17 protein-coding genes are annotated in these 18735 nt (G+C 68.7%); 6 read left to right on the top strand and 11 right to left on the bottom strand.

Annotated features, from left to right (window positions below; translation table 11 throughout):
* The first annotated feature begins 180 nt into the window (after positions 1-180).
* The 5 genes from rsmG (at position 181) to ACFOSH_RS13010 (ending at position 3990) form a co-directional block, all read left to right on the top strand.
* The gene (rsmG, locus tag ACFOSH_RS13030) at positions 181-867 is read left to right on the top strand and encodes a 16S rRNA (guanine(527)-N(7))-methyltransferase RsmG (RefSeq protein ID WP_378239066.1); all 687 of its coding nucleotides are present in this window, start codon (positions 181-183) and stop codon (positions 865-867) included.
* 49 nt (positions 868-916) lie between these two features.
* Positions 917-1846: a ParA family protein gene (locus ACFOSH_RS13025; protein ID WP_378239065.1), complete on the top strand. Its 930-nt coding sequence runs from the start codon at positions 917-919 to the stop codon at positions 1844-1846.
* Positions 1843-2859 carry a ParB/RepB/Spo0J family partition protein gene (locus ACFOSH_RS13020; protein ID WP_378239064.1) on the top strand — a complete coding sequence of 339 codons (1017 nt, stop codon included), beginning with the start codon at positions 1843-1845 and terminating at the stop codon, positions 2857-2859. Before ACFOSH_RS13025 ends, ACFOSH_RS13020 begins: the two co-directional genes overlap by 4 nt.
* Positions 2860-2923: 64 nt before the next feature.
* Complete coding sequence (locus ACFOSH_RS13015) at positions 2924-3616, top strand: HAD family hydrolase (protein WP_378239063.1); 693 nt, start codon at positions 2924-2926, stop codon at positions 3614-3616.
* Positions 3613-3990: a hypothetical protein gene (locus ACFOSH_RS13010; protein ID WP_378239062.1), complete on the top strand. Its 378-nt coding sequence runs from the start codon at positions 3613-3615 to the stop codon at positions 3988-3990. Before ACFOSH_RS13015 ends, ACFOSH_RS13010 begins: the two co-directional genes overlap by 4 nt.
* Before the next feature lie 48 nt (positions 3991-4038).
* On the opposite strand, the gene ACFOSH_RS13005 is transcribed toward ACFOSH_RS13010, so the two are convergent.
* Together ACFOSH_RS13005 and ACFOSH_RS13000 are read right to left on the bottom strand one after the other, a co-directional pair.
* Complete coding sequence (locus ACFOSH_RS13005) at positions 4039-4989, bottom strand: D-alanine--D-alanine ligase family protein (protein ID WP_378239061.1); 951 nt, start codon at positions 4987-4989, stop codon at positions 4039-4041.
* 37 nt (positions 4990-5026) lie between these two features.
* Positions 5027-6346 carry an aminotransferase-like domain-containing protein gene (locus ACFOSH_RS13000; protein WP_378239060.1) on the bottom strand — a complete coding sequence of 440 codons (1320 nt, stop codon included), beginning with the start codon at positions 6344-6346 and terminating at the stop codon, positions 5027-5029.
* Positions 6347-6541: 195 nt separating this feature from the next.
* On the opposite strand from ACFOSH_RS13000, the gene ACFOSH_RS12995 reads away from it, so the two are divergent.
* Positions 6542-7186 (top strand): GNAT family N-acetyltransferase, encoded by a 645-nt coding sequence (locus ACFOSH_RS12995; RefSeq protein WP_181775548.1) that lies wholly within the window; start codon positions 6542-6544, stop codon positions 7184-7186.
* Between the two features lie 364 nt (positions 7187-7550).
* Here the strand turns inward: ACFOSH_RS12995 and ACFOSH_RS12990 are convergent, their stop codons facing one another.
* The 9 genes from ACFOSH_RS12990 to ACFOSH_RS12950 form a co-directional block, all read right to left on the bottom strand.
* Complete coding sequence (locus ACFOSH_RS12990) at positions 7551-8699, bottom strand: N-acetylmuramoyl-L-alanine amidase (protein WP_378239059.1); 1149 nt, start codon at positions 8697-8699, stop codon at positions 7551-7553.
* Between the two features lie 250 nt (positions 8700-8949).
* Positions 8950-9273 (bottom strand): thioredoxin, encoded by a 324-nt coding sequence (gene trxA, locus ACFOSH_RS12985; RefSeq protein ID WP_007032253.1) that lies wholly within the window; start codon positions 9271-9273, stop codon positions 8950-8952.
* A 37-nt stretch (positions 9274-9310) separates the two neighbouring features.
* Positions 9311-10306: a thioredoxin-disulfide reductase gene (gene trxB, locus ACFOSH_RS12980; protein WP_378239058.1), complete on the bottom strand. Its 996-nt coding sequence runs from the start codon at positions 10304-10306 to the stop codon at positions 9311-9313.
* Positions 10307-10475: 169 nt separating this feature from the next.
* Positions 10476-11261, bottom strand: coding sequence for a hypothetical protein (locus tag ACFOSH_RS12975; RefSeq protein WP_378239056.1), 786 nt, complete (start codon positions 11259-11261; stop codon positions 10476-10478).
* Positions 11258-11911 carry an RNA polymerase sigma factor SigM gene (gene sigM, locus ACFOSH_RS12970; protein ID WP_378239055.1) on the bottom strand — a complete coding sequence of 218 codons (654 nt, stop codon included), beginning with the start codon at positions 11909-11911 and terminating at the stop codon, positions 11258-11260. Before sigM ends, ACFOSH_RS12975 begins: the two co-directional genes overlap by 4 nt.
* 31 nt (positions 11912-11942) lie before the next feature.
* A complete protein-coding gene (locus ACFOSH_RS12965; protein ID WP_378239177.1) occupies positions 11943-13505 on the bottom strand; it encodes a protein kinase family protein in 1563 nt (520 codons plus the stop codon).
* A gap of 120 nt (positions 13506-13625) precedes the next feature.
* Positions 13626-15362, bottom strand: coding sequence for a murein biosynthesis integral membrane protein MurJ (gene murJ, locus ACFOSH_RS12960; RefSeq protein ID WP_378239176.1), 1737 nt, complete (start codon positions 15360-15362; stop codon positions 13626-13628).
* A 668-nt stretch (positions 15363-16030) separates the two neighbouring features.
* Positions 16031-18178: a DUF6049 family protein gene (locus tag ACFOSH_RS12955; protein ID WP_378239054.1), complete on the bottom strand. Its 2148-nt coding sequence runs from the start codon at positions 18176-18178 to the stop codon at positions 16031-16033.
* A complete protein-coding gene (locus ACFOSH_RS12950; protein ID WP_378239053.1) occupies positions 18175-18687 on the bottom strand; it encodes an NUDIX hydrolase in 513 nt (170 codons plus the stop codon). Before ACFOSH_RS12950 ends, ACFOSH_RS12955 begins: the two co-directional genes overlap by 4 nt.
* Between the last annotated feature and the right edge of the window lie 48 nt (positions 18688-18735).

Here is an 18735-nt window from a genome sequence, read left to right as displayed (position 1 = left end):
TATGGGGGTTGCCCGCGGATGGCCTCCGAGGCGAATTACACGCGTGGCGTTTCACGTGAAACGCGCGGGGCGAGTGGAGTTGTCCACAACTTCGGTCTGTCTCCCCGCATTGCGGTCAGCGTCATGGACAATCAGTGGAGCGCGTTTCACGTGAAACGGCGTCGAGGTTGAGGAGCGAGAGTGGGCTTGGACGGGGTCGCCGCATCGGTACGGAGTGCGGCGTCGGAAGTATTCGGAGACCGCGTCGAGCAAGCCGCCGGCTACGTCAAACTCCTGGAGCGCCACGGCGTGGAGCGCGGGCTGATCGGTCCCCGTGAGGTCGACCGCCTCTGGGAACGGCACGTCCTGAACTCCGCCGTGATCGGCGAGCGGATTCCCGACGGCGCCCGCGTGGTCGATGTCGGGTCGGGTGCGGGGCTTCCGGGTGTGCCGCTCGCGATCAGCCGACCGGACCTCGATATCGTTCTGCTCGAACCGATGGCCCGCCGGGTCGACTGGCTGGCCGAGGTTGCCGAGAAGCTGGAACTCCCCATCACCGTTGTCCGCGGGCGCGCGGAAGAGCGGCAGGTACGCGAGGAGCTCGGTGGCGCGGATGTCGTCACCGCCCGGGCGGTCGCTCCCTTGGCCCGGCTCGCGAACTGGTGCCTCCCGCTCGTGCGTCCGCAAGGCACTCTGGTCGCCCTCAAAGGAGCGAGCGCCGGAGAAGAAATCGAACGCGATCGCGTCGCCGTCCGGAAGGCAGGCGGCGGCGAGCCGGAAGTCTTCGAGTGCGGCACGAAGGTACTTGAAGTCCCCAGCACGGTCGTCGTGATCAGTCGGTTGCGCCCGACGCCGCGTGGCAGGCGCAGCCAGGCCAGTTCCACGTGAAACAACGCAGAACGACTCCCACGTCTAATACAGAGGAGGCTCGAGACCGGTGACTCCCCCACCGTCCGACCCTGCGAGCACCGGCCACGAGCTCGGCTGGACGCCGATCGCTGAAGAGGCCGTCCGCGCCGCCAGCGTCCTGCACCCCAAGAAGGGGGCGCTCCCCCGGCCGAGCCGTCGGCGAGTGCTGACGGTCGCCAACCAGAAGGGCGGCGTCGGCAAGACCACGAGCACGGTGAACCTCGCCGCGGCCCTGGCCGTCCACGGGCTCAAGACGCTCGTGATCGACCTCGACCCCCAAGGCAACGCGAGTACCGCGCTCGACATCGACCACCGCTCCGGCACGCCGTCGATCTACGAGGTGCTTCTCGGCGAGGTCACGCTCGCCGAGGCGGCGGCGCAGAGCGAGCAGTCGGAGAACCTCTACTGCGTGCCCGCGACCATCGACCTCGCCGGCGCCGAGATCGAACTCGTGTCCATGGCGTCCCGCGAGATGCGACTCAAGGAGGCGCTCTCGTCCGAGATCCTCGACGAGATCGGCGTCGACTACGTCTTCATCGACTGCCCTCCGTCGCTCGGTCTGCTGACCGTCAACGCGATGGTCGCCGCGCAGGAGGTGCTGATCCCGATCCAGTGCGAGTACTACGCGCTCGAAGGTCTGGGTCAGCTGCTGAGCAATATCGAGCTCGTCCAGGCGCACCTGAACCGCGAGCTCAGCGTCTCCACGATTCTCCTCACCATGTACGACGGCCGGACGAAGCTGGCCGACCAGGTGACGAACGAGGTGCGGAACCACTTCGGGGACACTGTCCTCAAGACGGTGATCCCGCGCAGTGTGAAGGTCTCCGAGGCGCCTGGATACGGGCAGACGGTCCTCGCGTACGACCCGGGTTCCCGGGGTGCGATGAGCTACGTGGACGCGGCGAAGGAGATCGCCCAGCGTGGGGTGGAGATGAAGGAAAGGAGCGGTACGGCATGAGCGAGCGCAGAGGGGGGCTCGGGCGCGGGCTCGCCGCCCTGATCCCCACCGGCCCGCCGCCGGGCTCCGCGGCACCGGTCGAGAACGGTTCGACCGCGGTCCCCGCTCCCCCGGCCGGTCCGGCGGGACCGGACGACAAGGGCTGGTTCGCGGCCAACGGCGCGGCCGGTTCGCAGGGCGGCACGGTGGCCGGCGCGGTCTATCGCGAGGTGCCGGTCGGCCAGATCAAGCCGAACCCGAAGCAGCCACGGCAGGTCTTCGACGAGGACGCGCTCAACGAGCTGGAGCACTCGATCCGCGAGTTCGGGCTCATGCAGCCCATCGTGGTCCGGGAACTCGGCGATGACGAATACGAACTCGTCATGGGTGAGCGGCGGCTGCGCGCGTCTCAGCTGGCGGAGCTGAAGGCGATTCCGGCGATCGTCCGTCAGACCGCCGACGAGGCGATGTTGCGCGACGCGCTGCTCGAGAACATCCACCGCGTTCAGCTCAACCCGCTCGAAGAGGCGGCCGCGTATCAGCAGCTGCTCGACGAATTCGCGGTCACGCACGAGGAGCTGGCGGGCCGGATCGGGCGCAGCCGCCCGGTCATCACGAACACGATCCGCTTGCTCAAACTCCCCCTCGCGGTCCAGCGACGGGTCGCCGCCGGGGTGCTTTCGGCGGGCCACGCGCGGGCGCTGCTCTCTCTCGAGGACGCCGACAGTCAGGAAGAGCTGGCCGCGCGGATCGTCGCGGAGGGCATGTCGGTCCGTGCGACCGAGGAAGCCGTCACGCTCAAGAAGAGCGAAAAGCCGGCCAAGCCGAAGCCCGCTCCCCGCAAGCCGATCCAGGCTCCCGGTCTCCAGGAACTGGCGAACCGGCTTTCGGACCGCTTCGATACTCGCGTGAAGGTCGACCTCGGTCGCCGAAAGGGCCGGATCACCCTCGAATTCGGCTCGGTGGACGATCTTGAACGCATCGTGGCACTGATGGACGAAAATCGGGCAAAACTGACACCTGAAACCGATTAGGGATCACACCGGGTCGTTTTGTCACGGTGACGATAGCTGCGTGATGATGACGAAGTAACGCTGGGTGCTTGAACTGGGGGCAAGTGTGAAGGAGTTCTTCGACGGTCGAAATCCGCGCGCGGTGATCTTCGACTGCGACGGATTGCTCATGGACACCGAGCCGTGTTGGTCGGTCGCCGAGACCGAACTGTTCGCGCGGCGAGGTCTGCCGTTCGGTCCGGACGAGAAGGCGCTGGTGATCGGCAAGTCGCTTCCGGCCGCCGCCGACGCGATGGCGGAAGCGTTCGGAGAGCCCGGCGGCGGCGCCGGGATCGCGGACGAGTTGCTGAGGTTGGTGACCGAGGTCGTCACCGCGAAAGCGGAGGCGATGCCCGGTGCGCGTGAGTTGGTCGAACTGGCCGCCGCCGCCGTTCCGGTCGCCGTCGCGAGCAACTCGCCCCGAGCTCTCCTGGACGCCGCACTCGCTCGCGGCGGGCTTTCGGCAATGTTTCCCGTGAAACTGGCCGCCGACGAGGTGGCCGCGCCGAAGCCGGATCCGGAGATGTACTCGACCGCCTGTCGCCTCTTGAAGGTCGAGCCTGCCGACTCGCTGGCGTTCGAGGACTCGATGACCGGGCTCCGGTCGGCGCGGGCGGCAGGGGTCCCCGTCATCGGGGTGCCCACGCTGAAGTATCAGGACTTCCCCGCAGACGCAGTGCTCGATTCCCTGCTCGATGAGGAGCTGCTGGCGTGGGTGCGGGGATGGTCCCGGCGATGACCTTCGTTCGCTTCCAGAGCCCGACCCGCGACGAGCGAGGAAACTTCACGGGGGTCTTCGGGCTCGTCAACAACCTCGCGCGAGCCGGTCGCCTCACCGTCGAGCAGGAGGCCTTCCGCCGGGCGAACAACGACTGGTACGACGCGAACTTCATCAACCCGGCGCACACCGATCCGAGCGTCTACGACGCCGCGGTGAATCCCGGGGCCGCTGCGTGGTTCAAGGCGACCGCCCGGCTCTTCATCGACCGGGTCGACGGCTACCTGGCGATCCTGGAGACGCTCGAAGTTCCCTGCGAGACCGTCTGGTCGACGAACCCAGGGCGGATCATCTACGAGGACGAGTACCAGGTCGTCGTCGTGGCCAAGGCATGAAAAAGGGGACTCGCCCTTGACGGGCAAGTCCCCTTCGCCGGGTTCGGCTCAGCTCTTGCGGGAAATCGCCCGCCCGACGAGGTCGGCGAAGACCGAGCCAAGGGTGGCGCCGGCGGCTTCCATCGCCATGGGCACGATCGACGTCTCGGTGAGGCCAGGCGACAGGTTCACCGCGAGGAAGTAGACCGTGCCGTCTTCGGCGACCACGGCATCGGTGCGCGAGATGTCGCGAAGCCCGAGTTGCCGGTGCACGGCGACGGCCAGCTCGCCGACAGACTTGGCGGCGTCGTCGCTGATCCGCGCGGGCGTGAAGAAGTCGGTCAGGCCGGCGGTGTAGCGGGCCTTGTAGTCGTACACGCCGCTCTCCGGCACGATCTCGACCGCGGGCAGGGCTTCGGGACCTTCTTCGCCTTCGACGACCGTCACGGCCACCTCAACGCCGGAGACGAACTTCTCGGCGAGAACGGTGTCGCCGTAAGCGAAGCAGCCGACCATCGCGCCGGGCATCTCCGACGCCTCCTTGACGACCTGCGCGCCCAGCGCCGAACCGCCCTGGTCGGGCTTGAGGATCAGGGGCAGGCCCAGTGTCTCGACCATCGCGTCCAGTACGGCCTGCGCGCCGAGTTCGCGGAAGGTGCTGTGCGGCAGCACGACCCAGTCCGGCGTCGTGAAGCCCGCGTCGGCGACGAGCGCTTTGGCCGTCGGCTTGTCCCACGCGCGGCGGCAGCCCTGCGAACTGGTGCCGACGTAGGGCACGTCGAGCATCTCCAGCACCGTCTGCACGGCACCGTTCTCCCCTTCGCCACCGTGAAGGGCGACGATGGCCGCGTCGGGGCGCTGGGTGCGAAGGCGTTCGAGCAGACCGGCGTCGGTGTCCCACTCCTCGACGATCAGGCCTTCCGCCCGCAATGCCACCGAAAGCCGGCGCCCGGAGCGGAGGGAGACATCGCGTTCGTGGGAAAGTCCGCCTGCGAGTACGGCGACGGTGCGGTCGACCACCGAGGACTCCTTTTGTTCTTTGGGGACGTCCGGCCGATCAGACCGTGTCCGGAGAGGGGTTCTGCGGCCCCGAGATCGAGCGTGGGCTCACGTTACCGAAGGTACGCGCCAGGTCCATTTCGGACTCGAGCACCGCGGCGAGCCGCCGGACGCCTTCGCGGATCCGTTCGGGCGTCGGGTAGCAGTAGGAAAGACGCAGCTGTCTGCTCCCGAAACCGTCGGCGTAGAAACCGGTTCCGGAGGCGTACGCGACCCGGGCCGTGACGGCCCTCGGCAACATCGCCTTCGTGTCCACGCCTTCGGGGACGGTCATCCAGACGTAGAAACCGCCGTCGGGTTTGGTCCAGCTGCAGCCGGTGGGCATATGTTGTTCGAGCGAGGACAGGATCGCGTCCCGGCGCTCCCGGTAGTTCTCGCGGAAGGTCTTGATCTGACCCATCCAGTCATGAGTCGAGAGGTATCGCGACACGATCAACTGGTTAAGCGTTGGCGGACACAGCGTCGCGGACTCGGCCGCGAGCACGAGTTTCTCCCGGACGGCGTGCGGCGCGAGCACCCAGCCGACCCGCAGTCCGGAAGCGAAGGTTTTCGAGAAAGAGCCCAGGTAAACGACGTTGTCGGGGTCGATCGAGCGGAGTGCCGGGTACGTCTGCCCGCTGAAGCCGAGCAGGCCGTACGGGTTGTCCTCGACGATGAGGATGTCGTTCTCCCGGCAGATCTCCACGATCTCCGCGCGCCGCTCGACGGCCATCGTGACGCCGCCGGGGTTGTGGAAGTTGGGGATCGTGTAGAGGAACTTGACCCGGCGGCCCATTTTCCGCGTCTCCGCGAGCGCGGCGCGCAGCCCTTCGGGGACCAGGCCGTGGTCGTCCATCGCGACGTGCACGACGTTCGCCTGGTACGCGGCGAAAGAGCCGAGCGCGCCGACGTACGACGGCCCTTCGGCGATGATGACGTCGCCCGGGTCGCAGAACAGCCGGGTGACCATGTCGAGGCCCATCTGCGAGCCGACCGTCACGACGACGTCGTCCGGGTGGGCCTTGATGCCCTCGAGGGCCATGATCTCGCAGATCTGCTCGCGCAGCGCCGGGACGCCGTGCGCGGAGCCGTACTGGAGCGCGACCAGGCCTTCTTCGGCGATGAGCTCGCCGACCTGCGCGGACAACGTGTCCAGCGGGAGCGCGGCGAGGTTCGGCATCCCGCCGGCGAGCGAGACCACCTCGGGGCGACTGGCCACCGCGAACAATGCCCTGATCTCGGAAGCAGTCATTCCGGCCGTACGCGCGGCGTAGCGGTCGAGATGAGGGTCGAGGTTGTGGCGGCCGGGCTCCGGCCGGACAGGGCGATTCTCGGTCATCAGGCGCTTCACCCGTGCTTCGAAGTGGACATAGTCGCTACCGACTGGTAGTTCCATCGAGTGTAACCACCCTCCCTTGAGGGGCCCTGGCCTTCCGGTGTTCATCACATCCGCCTATCCTCGGATAGGACCCCTTCAGCGAGCCCTGCTCGGGACAAGGCTGCGTCGGGTGTCGTCGTTCAGGGAGGTTTGTCTGTGTCGCGTCGCGTCGTGGGCGTAACCCTGGACAACCTCGAGCATCTGCCCAAGAGCTGCCGCCGCTGCGTGTACTGGGAGCTGGCGCCGCATATGAAGGCGCAGGCCGAGGAGTACGGCGCGACAGAGGTCGAAAAGGAAGCCTGGGTCTCCAGCGTGCTGCTGGAATGGGGTTCCTGTGGCCGGATCGTCTACAGCGACACCCTGCCTGTCGGCTTCGTGCTCTACGCGCCGCCGAACGCCGTGCCGCGCTCGCTCGCCTTCCCGACTTCGCCGCCCGGCCCGGACGCGGTGCTGCTGACCGCCTTCCAGATCCTTCCCGAGTTCCAGGGCGGCGGGCTCGGCCGGATGCTGGTGCAGGCCGTCGCGAAGGATCTGACCAAACGCGGGGTCCGCGCGATCGAGGCCTTCGGGGACGCCAAGCCCGACGAGACCGATCCGGACGGCGGGCACAGCTGTGTGCTGCCCGCCGCGTTCCTGCAGAGCGTCGGGTTCAAGACCGTGCGGCCGCATCCGCGGTGGCCGCGGCTGCGACTGGAACTGCGGTCGGCGATCTCGTGGAAGGAAGACGTGGAGGCGGCCCTCGAGCGGCTGCTCGGCCAGGTCTCCATCACGACCGCCGAACCGAGCCTGGGCCGCGCCTGAGCTTTTCCGGACGACCACCTTCCGGTTGCTATGAAAGGTCCTTTCCTTGCAAATTTCGCAAGGAAAGGACCTTTCATAGCGTTTGGGTGAGGCGTCGTAGCAGAGTTTTCGGGTGCGCGCAGCGGCCATCCCCCGGCCTGGGGACAGCTGTGGGTAACCCGCCGAGTTATCCACAGATCGCTGATAGGAGCGGTGGAAAAACTGTGGATGGGTAGGCTGGACCTGGGGACGCCCCCCGGGAAGGGTGGGGGCTGCGCGTCGCGTGGAGCTAGGTGTGGCGTGATCGGGCGAGGGGGCACACAACCGGTTGTGCCGAGGGGCTCGGCGGAGGGATGTGCGCCCGCGTGCGGGTATGGAGGACTGGCTACTCCGCTTTGGCGAGTTCGTGGGCCAGGACGTCCGCGAAGGTGAACGTGCCGGTCGGCTGGTCCCCTTCGCCGAGGAGGTACAGGCGCTTCACGGCGACGAGGATGCCTTCGGCGACGACGTCGCGGAAAGCCGGGTCGGCCAGTTTGCGGCTGTCTTCCGGGTTGGTCAGGTACCCGATCTCGATCCGCACCGCCGGGCAGCGGGTGCGGGTGAAGATCTCCCAGGTCTTGTAGTGCGTGCGGCAGTCGAGCATGCCGGTGCGGGCGGCCAGCTCACGCTGGATGAAGCCCGCCAGCAGCTCACCGACGGTCGACGTGGTGCCGTTGCCGGTGCCGAAGTGGAAGCTCGCGACACCTTGGGCCTTGGGTGAGGGGTTCTTGTCGTTGTGCAGCGAAAGGAACAGGTCGGCGCCTGCCTCGTTCGCGAACTTCGCCCGGTCGCCCTCGCTCGGGCTCTGGTTCGGGCCGCGCGAGATCAGCGCTTCCATGCCCGTGGCCTGCATCCGGCCTTCGAGTCGACGAGCCAGGTCCCAGGCGATGTCCGCTTCCCGCAGTTCACCCGCGACGACACCGAGGTCCTCGCCGCCGTGGCCAGGGTCGATCACGATGCGCTTGCCGCGCAACCGCGGGCCCGCCTGGCGCACCTGCTCCTGCTCACGCAGGAAGACAGGGCGGCCGCCGCGGGTACGCGGCGAGGAGAGCCGGTGCAGCTCGCGGATCGTGGCCGGACCGCACATACCGTCGGCGACCAGGCGCATGTCGCGCTGGAAGGTCTTGAGCGCGCGTTCGGTCTGGGCGCCGAAGTGCCCGTCCGGACGGCCGGCGTCGAAACCGAGCTCGGTCAGCCGCTCTTGGAGCGCGAAGACGTCGTCACCCTGCATGGGCGCGGAGAACATGTAGGTCAGCGGGCGACTGCCCAGGTGGAAGCCCGCGCCACGAAGCGCCTGGTAGGTCGCCGGACCCACCAGACCGTCGGTGATGAGCCCACGGCCCTGCTGGAACGCGCGCACGGCGTGTTCCATCGCCGTGTCGTAGACCTCGTACTCCCCGGATTCGGTCACCGGCGGGAGCAGCTCCATCGCCGTCAGCGTGGACCTGATCTCGGCGACGTCCGGTCCGGCGTCACCGCGGCGGAGTACCCGCATGCACTCCTCGCTCTTCCTTTGGGGCACCGATCGAGTTCGATGCACGACTTTGAAAACCCTGCGGGGCGAACCCCGGTGCCCTATTGTGCCCTGTGAACTCTCGGTGAGCGCGGAGGCCCGGTCGGTGCGTCAAGTCCCCGTTCGTGGAACTCGTCCAGGCGTTCCGGTAACGGTGAGATCTACCCGTTCCGCGGAACGACGAAACCCGGAGCCTGGGCAGGCCCCGGGTTTCGGCAGGTGAAACGCGAGATCAGAGGACGTCGGCGAGGTCCGACAGCAGCGCGGCCTTCGGCTTGGCGCCGACGATCTGCTTCACCGGCTTGCCACCCTGGAACAGGATCAGCGTCGGAATCGACATCACCTGGTAGTCACGCGCAGTGTTCGGGTTGGCGTCGATGTCGAGCTTCGCGATGGTCAGCTTCTCGCCGTTCTCCGCCGCGATCTCCTCGAGCACCGGGGCGACCATCTTGCACGGACCGCACCAGGTCGCCCAGAAGTCGACCAGGACGGGCTTCTCGCTCGTCAGCACGTCGTCGACGAAGGTCTTGTCGGTCACCGTCACGGTGTTGGCCATGGTGTCTCCTCCTGGGTGGTGAACGGGTGCTGGGAAGTCAGTTGGTGGTGGCGCCGTAGCCGCCGCCGACCAGCTCGGGTGCCTCGTGGGCGGTCTCGACACCGGCGTGCTCCGCCAGCCATCGTTCCGCGTCGATCGCCGCGGCGCAGCCCGAACCCGCGGCGGTGATCGCCTGCCGGTAGGTGCGGTCGACCAGGTCGCCCGCCGCGAAGACACCGGGAAGGTTGGTGTATGAGGTGCGGCCCTGCGTGAGCACGTAGCCGTCCTCGTCGAGGTCCACCTGACCGCGCACCAGTTCGCTGCGCGGGTCGTGACCGATCGCGACGAAGAACCCGGTCACGTCCAGCTGCGATTCCTCGCCGGTTACCGTGTCCTTGAGCTTCAGGCCTTCGACCTTGCCCTCGCCCTCGACGCCGGTGATCTGCTTGTTGAGCGCCCACTTGATCTTCTCGTTCTCGCGGGCCCGCTCCAGCATGATCCTGGAGGCGCGGAACTCCTCGCGACGGTGGACGATCGTGACGGACTTGGCGAACTTCGTCAGGAAGGTCGCCTCCTCCATCGCGGAGTCGCCGCCGCCGGCGACCACGATGTCGTGGTCGCGGAAGAAGAAGCCGTCGCAAGTGGCGCAGGCCGAAACACCGCGGCCGAGCAGTTCCTGCTCACCCGGGACGTTCAGGTAGCGCGCCGCGGCACCCATCGCGAGCACGACCGCGCGGGCCGCGTAGCGCTTGCCGTGCGCGACGACGTACTTCACGTCACCGGTCAGCTCGACGGACTCGACGTCTTCCTGGCGCAGGTCGGCGCCGAAACGCTTGGCCTGCTCGCGCATCTCTTCCATGAGGTCGGGACCCTGGATGCCTTCGCGGAAGCCGGGGAAGTTCTCGACCTCCGTCGTCGTCATCAGCGCACCGCCGAACGTAGTGCCCTCGAACACCAGTGGTTCGAGCTGCGCTCGTGCCGCGTAGACAGCGGCGGTGTATCCCGCAGGACCCGATCCCACAATGATCAGGTTCCTGATCTCCTCGGCAGCCACCCGTGACCTCCGCTCGGTAGTGACCTGTTCACCAGGCTCAACACGATCGTAAGGGCCGGTGTTCCCGGGGTGACCGGCGCTACTTCTCCTGGCTTGCGTCCCCGGCGATAGCAAAGGTCCCTTGCTCCCGCCGAGAGGAGCAAGGGACCTTTGCTATCGCTTCTACCGCCTACTTCTGGCCGATGATCTTGTCGAAGAGGATCGCCGGGTTGCCCGGGCCGCAGTCGGCGCCGAAGGCGACGATGCGGAACTGGGCGAGTTTGCCTGTGGTGTAGATCACCATCACGCCGTCCTTGCCCGCGACGTTCACCGGCCGGATGCCTTCCGGTCGCACGTCCGGGTCGAGTCCGGCGGCCTCGACGCAGGCGTCCAGCTTCTCCTCGGTCTTCAGCGAGCCGAAGTCCCGTACTCCGATCGCCTTGCCGACAAGGGCTTCGGCGCCGTGGCCGTCTCCGCCGACCGAAGGTCCGACAGGGGCGGGTGGAGGCTGTGCGACGTCGCCCGTGCTCGGCTGCCGCGTGGCGGGCACGACGATCGCGATGGCGGCGATGGCCGCCGCGGCCACGGTCGCTATCCCGGCGCCCCAGCCGATCCGCTGGTTCCGCTTCCGCCGTGCGGCCGCGAGGTCCACCACCGGGGCGACCTGCGCCTGCTGCCCTTCAGATGCGCCCTGAAAGGCAGGCGACGCCCGCATCTCGGCGGCCAGTGCCGTGTCGATCCGTGCGGCGAACTCCGCCGGCATCGGTGCGACAGGCTCGTTCGCGAGTCCCGCGAGGTCTGCCGTGGTCGCTTCGAGCGCCTCGATGATCGCCAGTGCTTCGGGGTCGGCGTTCACCAGCGGCCACAGTTCGGCCGCCTCCCGCTCGTCCAGTACACCTGCGTGCAGGTCGGCGAGCACATCGACAGACCACGGCGGACCGACGGTCCCGCCGATCCCCCTGCTCTCGTCTGTCATCTTCCCTCCCCGTCACCCGGCGTGCCCTGAGGACGCCTGGCACCCCGTTCCGGGGTGGCGCGTTTGCTTTCGTGAGTTGGGACGTTCGCAATCGCATCGGGGTTCCGCAGATGTCCGAGAACCTTCGCGAGCTTTCCGCGACCTCGAGCGCACCTGCTCTTGACCGTGCCCTCGGCGATGCCGAGCATTTTCGCCGTCTCGGCGACGGAGTATCCCTCGACGTCGACCAACACGATCGGGGCACGCTGATCTTCGGGAAGGTGGTCGAGGGCTTCCTTGACCACAAGGCTCGTCTCGCGTTCGGACATCGAGTCGCGCGGTGAGGCGGGCTCGTTGAACTGCCCGGTCTCGGGCAGCGGGACGGTCGGCCTGGCCTTGCCCCGCCGGATGCGGTCGAGGCACGCGTTCACGACGATGCGGTGCAACCACGTCGTGACCTGCGATTCGGCTCTGAAATTGCCCGCTGCTCGGAACGCGGAGATGAAGGCGTCTTGCAGGGCGTCCGCGGCTTCTTCCGGATCCCGCAAGGTGCGCAGGGCTACCGCCCACATGCGGTCTCGATGTCGCTGGACCAGTTCACTGAACGCGTGCGGGTCACCGGCGGCATGCGCCGCTATGAGATCCGCGTCCGTTGGAGCTGCAGCTGTCACCCGGGTGAGCCTACTAACCCGGTGTTCGGCGTCACCCCGCAGGCAGGAAGGTCAGCTCCTTGAGTTCGGTGATGAACTTGCCTTCGTCGTCTTCACCCAGCTGAGTGATCCAGATGATGAAGTACTGACCCTGCTGAGGCTGCTGCAACGCGATGGTCGATTCGCCCGCCGCGAGGTCCCCGGCGCCGACGACCTTCGTCTCGTCGAGCTTCGGGTTCTTCTTGTCGGCGGAGCGGATCTCGACCTTCGAGCCGGCGCTTCCGGCGTCGATCTTGATCTGGCTGAGGTTGATCGGGTCCTTGAAGGTCACGACCAGCCCGACACCGTCCTTGAGCACGGGGAACTGCTTGTCGTACTCGTCGGTCTTCCAGGCCGTACCCGCGTCGCCGTCCGTCGCGTTCTTGGCGCGGCCGGGGCTGTCGCCCTTGCTGCCCGGGTTGAACACGGCGACGGCCGACGGCTTCACCGCGGCGCCCACGGTGGGACCCGGCGGCGGCTGCTGCGAGGGCGGGGGCTGCTGGCCCGGCGGCTGCGGAGCCTGCGAAGACGGCGACGCGGCGACGTTCATGTTCGGCCCGCTGGACTTCGATTCGCCCTGGAACAGGTTGATCATCATCATCCCGCCCCAGGCGAGGATGACCACGGTCGCGACGACCAGCACGGTCACGCCGAACGCCAGCTTCTTGCGCCGCGCGACGTCCTTGACCGGCTTCTTCGTCGTCCAGACGGTGCCGTCGGCCTCGGCGGGCGCTTCTTCCTCGCCGACGGCCTTGATCAGCTGGGTGCGTTCCTCGGCTTCGGCGGCCTGGTCCAGCACGCGCAGGATGGCCGCACTGGTGCGGATGCCGCCGTGACCACCGTCCTCGATGGTGCGGACGGCGAGCGACGAAAGCTCGACCGGGACGGTCGGGACCAGCGAGCGCGGCGGGATGACACGGCCGGTCGGCGCGTGCGGCGCCGCCGGGATCGCGGCCGGACCGCCGGGAAGGGCCCAGCGGCCGGTCAGCAGCAAATACAGGACCGCGCCGAGAGCCTTGACATCGTCGCGAAGGGTCGCTTCGGGCAGTGGGCCAGGGAAGGCGAGCTTCAGCGCGCCGTCCGGAGTGAGCCGCAGGCGCTGCGGATGGTCGAGGCCGAGGACGAGGCCGTTCTGGTGCGCGTGGTCGACGGCTTCCGCCAGCGCCTGCACCATCCGGGCCGCCGCGGCGGGCGCCACCGGGCGCTGCGCCACCAGGTCGACCAGGTCGCTGCCCTTGGTCCATTCCGCCACGACGACACCGAGCAGACCTTCGCTCGAGGTGACGCCGCTGCCGAGGCTCAGCACGTCGAGGACGCGCGCGACCCCGCCGTGGCCGAACTTCGAGGCGTGCGCGGCACGCTCCAGCGTCCGGCGCGCGAGCCTCGCGGCTTCCGCGTCCGCCGGGTCGCCGACCAGCAGCGTCAGCGCCACATCCCGCTTCAGCTGCCCGTCGCGGGCGCGCCAAAGATGCGCCGCCGCCCGTTCGTCCACCCCGAACTGTGCGAGCAGGCGATACCGGCCGTCACCGACGACCCGGCCAGGGGCCAGCGACCCGCCTTGGGCACGAACGCCCACCTGGCTCGCCTCCCCTGCCTGTTCGCTCCGTCTCGTATCCACCGCACTCTCCCGCGTAGCTCCCGCCCCGAGGGTACCCAGAATACGACGCGTGAACGCGGGCCATCCGTGCGTGAATCGTTATCGGCGCTTGATCAACCGGGTGATCCTCGTCGTGGCGGGCTTCAATTCCTCGACCTTCAGGGCCATGAGCACGCCGAACGAGACCACGATCCCGACCATCGTCTGCAGCAGAAGTTTCACCCAGGCATGGAAAGTAGGCCCGAACGAGTCAGGGACGATCTGCCCGGCGAGCCACGCCGCGCCGACCCCGAGCACGCTCGCGACGACCGTGAAGAGGATCACTCCGAGAATCCGCTTGCTCCGGAGGTTGCCGAGGGTCACCCACAGCCAGACCTGCCCGAGGATCGCGCCGACGACGAAGGTGAGGCCGTTGACCATCATCACGCCGAGCACGATGTTGTCCGGCGACAGCAGCGCGGGGCACAGGTACAGCAGCGGCACCTTGACCACGGTCATCACGATCATGATCAGCACCGGCGTCCGCGCGTCCTTCATCGCGTAGAACACCCGCATCTGCAGCATGACCAGCGCGTACGGCAGCAGCGCGAACGCGGAGATGGCCAGCGCCTCGCCCAGCCGGGCCGCGTCCTCGGGCTTGCCCTTGCCCAGGGTGAACAGGGCGATACCGACCGAACTGCCCACCACGGTCATCACCGCGGAGATCGGCAGGAGCGTCACCGTCGAGATCCGGGAGGCGTACGAGAGGTCGCCGATCAGCTTCTTGTGGTCGCCGTCCGCGGCCGCGCGGCTCATCCTCGGCATGATCGCGGTCAGCAGCGACACGCCGATGACGCCGTACGGCAGCTGGAAGAGCAGCCACGCGTTGCTGTACGCGGTCACGCCGCCTTCCGAACCGCTGGTCAGGACGCGGGTCGTGATCGTGTAGCCCACCTGGCTGACCGCGACGTAGCCGACTGTCCACAGCGCGAGCCCGCCGAACTCCTTCATGCGCTTGTCGATGCCCCAGCGCCACTTGAACTTGAACCCCGATCGCAGCAGCGGCGGGATCAGCAGGATCGACTGCGCCACGATGCCCGCTGTCACGCCGAGGCCCAGCGTCAGCACCTTCGGGTCGGTGATCGACACGGGGTTCGTGGCGATGTCCCCCGGCATGATCCACACGACGAGGATCGTGAAGATGACGACCAGGTTGTTGATCACCGGCGCCCAGGCAGTCGGGCCGAAGATGTGCTTCGCGTTCAGGATCGCCGAGAGCAGGGCGAACACGCCGTAGAAGAAGATCTGCGGCAGCAGCAGGTACGCGAACGCGGTGACCAGGTCGGGGTTCGCCTGCCCCTTGTCGTCGACGTAGAGCTTGGTGATCAGCGGCGCGGCGAAGACCGCGAGCGCCGTCCCGGCGATGAGCAGCGTGCCCGCCACCGTCACCAGCCGCTGGGTGTAGGCCTCGCCGCCGTCCTTGTCGTCCTGCGACCGCACGAGCAGCGGGACCACGAGACTGGACAGCACGCCGCCCATCAGCAGTTCGAAGATGATGTTCGGCATCGTGTTGGCGACGTTGAACGAGTCGTTTTCGACTTTGGCGCCGATGGCCGCGACCAGCAGCAGCTTCCAGGCGAAGCCGGTGATGCGGCTGATCAGCGAGGCGATCGCCATCCGGCCGCTGGACTTCGCGATGGACGGCGCCTGTGCCGGGGCGGCGACCTCTTGTTCGCCGGTCTCCCCCGGCCGCGGTTTGACCAGCGGCGCGTCCTTGATCGCAGGCATGACCTGCGTGGCGAGCTGGTCGTACGGGCGGAGGACATCGGGGTCGGCGACCGGCCAGCGGGAGCCCATCGGGACGCCGGGGGTGCGCGGGATGAACCGCGTCGCGTCGGGTTCGTCGCGCCGGTCGACCTGCCACGGGCGGACCGGTGGCGGCTGGCGGCGCCCGCGATGCGGTGGAGGCGGCGTCTGGTTGAGCGCCTGCGGCGCCGTCGGACGGCGTGGCGGCGCGTTCGGCGGCGGATTCTGCGACGGCTGCGGCAGCTGCTGGCCCGGCGGCGGCGGAACCGGCTGACGCCGGGTCGGCGGAGGTGGCGTCGGAGACGGACCCTGCCGCGGCGGCGCCTGGCCGGGCGGCGGTTTCTGGGGCGCCCTCAGCCGCCGTGTCTCGTCGTCGGGACGGCCCGCGGCCCGCTGCCGACGGCCGTCGGCAGGCTGCTGGGGAGGCGGTGGCGGCGGTGGCGCCGCCCGCCGCGGGCGCTCACCGCGTTCGGGCGGGGGCTGCTGCGGGGGCGGCTGACGGCGTTCCGGGCGCTCAGGGCGTCCCGAACGCTCCGGACGGCGCGCCGGGCCGTCGGTGCGACGGGGCGGCGGAGGAGTACCTTCGCGCCGGGGACGGCCTGCACGCTCGGGCGGTACACCCGGCTCTCTTTCCAACGTGCGCCCAATCCTCGGTGCTCGACTACGTGATGCCCGGCGGCATCGTTCGACCCAGGGTAATCGGCGAAGGCCGGAAACACTTAAACCTGTGCGTCCTCGGTCACACGCGGGGTGGTTTCGCATCCCCGATCGGCCCGTGAATCCTTGATTCTCCGGTAGATCCGGCGGGACGACAGCAGGAGCAGCGCGCCCGCCGCGGTCACGGTGATGATGATGGTGATCGCGCCGTACTCCGTGGAGGTCAGCTCGAACCGCGCGTCGGTGCCGAGTTTCGTCCCGTCGGGCGTGGTCAGGGCCACGTCGACGCTGAACCGGCCCGCTCGGAGCGCCTCGACCGGGAGCAGCTGGTTGACGGCGCCGTTGGCCGGGACGGTCCGCTCGGGGACCGCTTGGGTGGCGCGCAGGCCAACGTTGTTCTTCAGCACGGTGCGGACGTTGATGCCGACCGGCAGGCCGTTGGTGATGTACGCGGGCAGCGGCGACGCACCGGACGCCAGCGCGATCGTCTGCTTCGGCCGCTCCACGGTGACCTGGCCGCGGATCGCTTCGAGGTCGCCGCGGGCGTTGCCGGTGGCGATCGAGGCGTCCGCGCCGCGCCACGAGGTCGAGGCGGCCCGGATGAGGGCGAGCCGGACGGGGGCGATCACGTCGGCCGGGTTCACTCGTTTGGTGGAGTCCATCGTCATCGCCGACGACAGGCCCAGCGTCTCGTTGTCGATCTGGGACATCTTCGCGGTGACGTCGCCGCTGGTCGCGGCCGTCAGGTCCTGCGGGTCGTAGCCGATGGACGCCGTCCCGGACGGGCTTTCGCCGAGCAGGTCGGGCAGCGGTGCCGACTTGGCGAGACCGGCGGCGTAGAAGTCGCCGATCCGCTCCAGGAAGGTGGTGAGTTCGGGGCCTGTCGCGGTCCAGTGCCGCGGCGGCGCGATCAGCAGCCGTGGGCGCCCCTGCCCCTCGGTCTGCCCGAGGCCGGCCCGGAAGGCGATCGCGCCGAGCCCGTTCTGGGTGGACCCCGAGCCGTTCAGCGCGGACGAGATCAGCGTGTCGATCGGCTGCGCGCGGATGCCCGTCCCGTCGAGCGAGACCCCGCCCGAGACCGGGGTTTCGGACTGGAGCCCGCCCGAATCGGTCAGCACGGTCTTGACGCCCGCCTTGCCGATCGCTTCGAGGGTCTGCGAGTCGAGGATGCCGCCGGGCCAGAGCACGCCGTCCTGGGGCTGGATGCCGAGCAGGTTCTTGATCGTCGACGCGCCGCCGAGCGCGCTCGCCAGGAGCGCGGTGTCGGTGGCGTCGCCCGCGCGGACCTTCGTCAGCGCGGAGAGGTCGGCGTCGGCGAACGGGAGGGTGACCACGCACCGGCCCGCGACCAGCGCCTTCAGCTGGCCGAGCCAGCTCTTCGCGGTCTCGACGCCCGTGCCGGGCACCGGTCCGCCGCCGGTGGCGACCTGGTAGCCGCGGGTCATCCCGTCCACGGTCGCGATCAGGTCGGGGTCGATGGCCAGGCACAACGACGACGAGACCTTCGTGTCGGCCTCGGCCGCGCGGGCCGCCGCGACCAGCGAGTCCAGCCGCCCGCCCGCGGCCAGCTCACCAGCCAGCCGCTCGTCCGCCAGGGTCAGCGGGCCGCCGAGCGGTGACGACACGACGTGCACGGTGCTGTTCGAGATCGGCCACAGCAGGCTCGCCGACGGCGGCGACGGCGGACGCGACGCGGGCGCCTTGCCGGGGATGCCGAGCACCGGCATCAGCAGGCTGACCGCCGCGAGCCGTTCCGGGCCGCCGAACTCCGGGGTGCCGTTGACGTTGACCAGCAGCGGGTACACGCCGGGCTTCGAGAACTGGAGCTTCGAGGGCTGGCCGAGCGGGACGAGAAGGTTCAGCGTCGCGCTCTGGCCCGCTTCCAGGGCGTCCGGTTCGAGATCGACGAACTCGGTCGCCGACTGGTCCTTGAACTTGCCGCCGGCGAGCACGTCGCCGATCTGCTGCTCGTTCTGCAACCGGGTGCCCTGTTGCAGCCGGACGCTCAGCTTGCGGATCGGCCGGTCACCGATGTTGGTGACGCGGCCGGTGACGGTGAGCGAAGTCGAGGTCGTGGTGACCACGCGGGGGTTCAGCTGGTCGAGGTCCACGCGCAGCCGGGGCTGTTCCTGCGCTTGCGCGACCGCGCCGAACAACGCGGGCAGGGCCAGGAACAGGATCGACAGGACAGTGGCGGCAAGCCGCTTCACTCAGGTGCTCCCTCGGCGGTGTGCTGTTGCGCGAAGAGTTCTTTGGCCTTCCGGACCAGCTTGCGCTCGTCGGAGTAGGCGAGGGTGGTCTCCAGATCGGCGAGCGGCACCCAGGCGACTTCGGTCACCTCGACATCTTCGTCCGAGAGCTCGCCACCGGTGGCTTCCAGGATGAAATGGTGCACCGTCTTGTGCACTCGCCGTCGTTCGGCCACGAACCAGTAGTCGATGGTGCCGAGGGGCTCGAGGACGCGCGCGGAGATGCCTGTCTCCTCTTTCACCTCGCGCATCGCGGTCTGCTCCACCGTCTCACCGTCCTCGATGTGGCCCTTGGGCAGCGACCACAACAGTCTGCCGTGCCGGTCGAGCCGCCCGATCAGCGCGGCGTTCGCCCGTTCCGCGTCGACGACGAGACCACCGGCCGAGGTTTCGTCGACCGTGGTCAGCCGCCTTCCCCGCCTTCGCCTGCGCCGGCGGCCCGGCTTCGAGGCGCCGGCTGATCCAGACATGCTGCGATGCTAGAGCAAACGGCGGTACGGGTACGCTGGCTCTCCGTG

It is taken from the genome of Amycolatopsis speibonae, assembly GCF_042647925.1.
GTDB classification, from domain to species: Bacteria; Actinomycetota; Actinomycetes; order Mycobacteriales; family Pseudonocardiaceae; genus Amycolatopsis; species Amycolatopsis speibonae.
This window is presented reverse-complemented; position numbering and strand designations above follow the sequence as displayed.

Bases quoted from the DNA above. Each gene is read 5' to 3' on its own strand.
- ACFOSH_RS13020 (WP_378239064.1), top strand. From the start codon at position 1,843: ATGAGCGAGCGCAGAGGGGGGCTCGGGCGCGGGCTCGCCGCCCTGATC.
- ACFOSH_RS13010 (WP_378239062.1), top strand. From the start codon at position 3,613: ATGACCTTCGTTCGCTTCCAGAGCCCGACCCGCGACGAGCGAGGAAAC.
- ACFOSH_RS13000 (WP_378239060.1), bottom strand. From the start codon at position 6,346: ATGACCGAGAATCGCCCTGTCCGGCCGGAGCCCGGCCGCCACAACCTC.
- ACFOSH_RS12990 (WP_378239059.1), bottom strand. From the start codon at position 8,699: ATGCGGGTACTCCGCCGCGGTGACGCCGGACCGGACGTCGCCGAGATC.
- trxA (WP_007032253.1), bottom strand. From the start codon at position 9,273: ATGGCCAACACCGTGACGGTGACCGACAAGACCTTCGTCGACGACGTG.
- ACFOSH_RS12975 (WP_378239056.1), bottom strand. From the start codon at position 11,261: ATGACAGACGAGAGCAGGGGGATCGGCGGGACCGTCGGTCCGCCGTGG.
- murJ (WP_378239176.1), bottom strand. From the start codon at position 15,362: ATGGGCTCCCGCTGGCCGGTCGCCGACCCCGATGTCCTCCGCCCGTAC.
- ACFOSH_RS12950 (WP_378239053.1), bottom strand. From the start codon at position 18,687: ATGTCTGGATCAGCCGGCGCCTCGAAGCCGGGCCGCCGGCGCAGGCGA.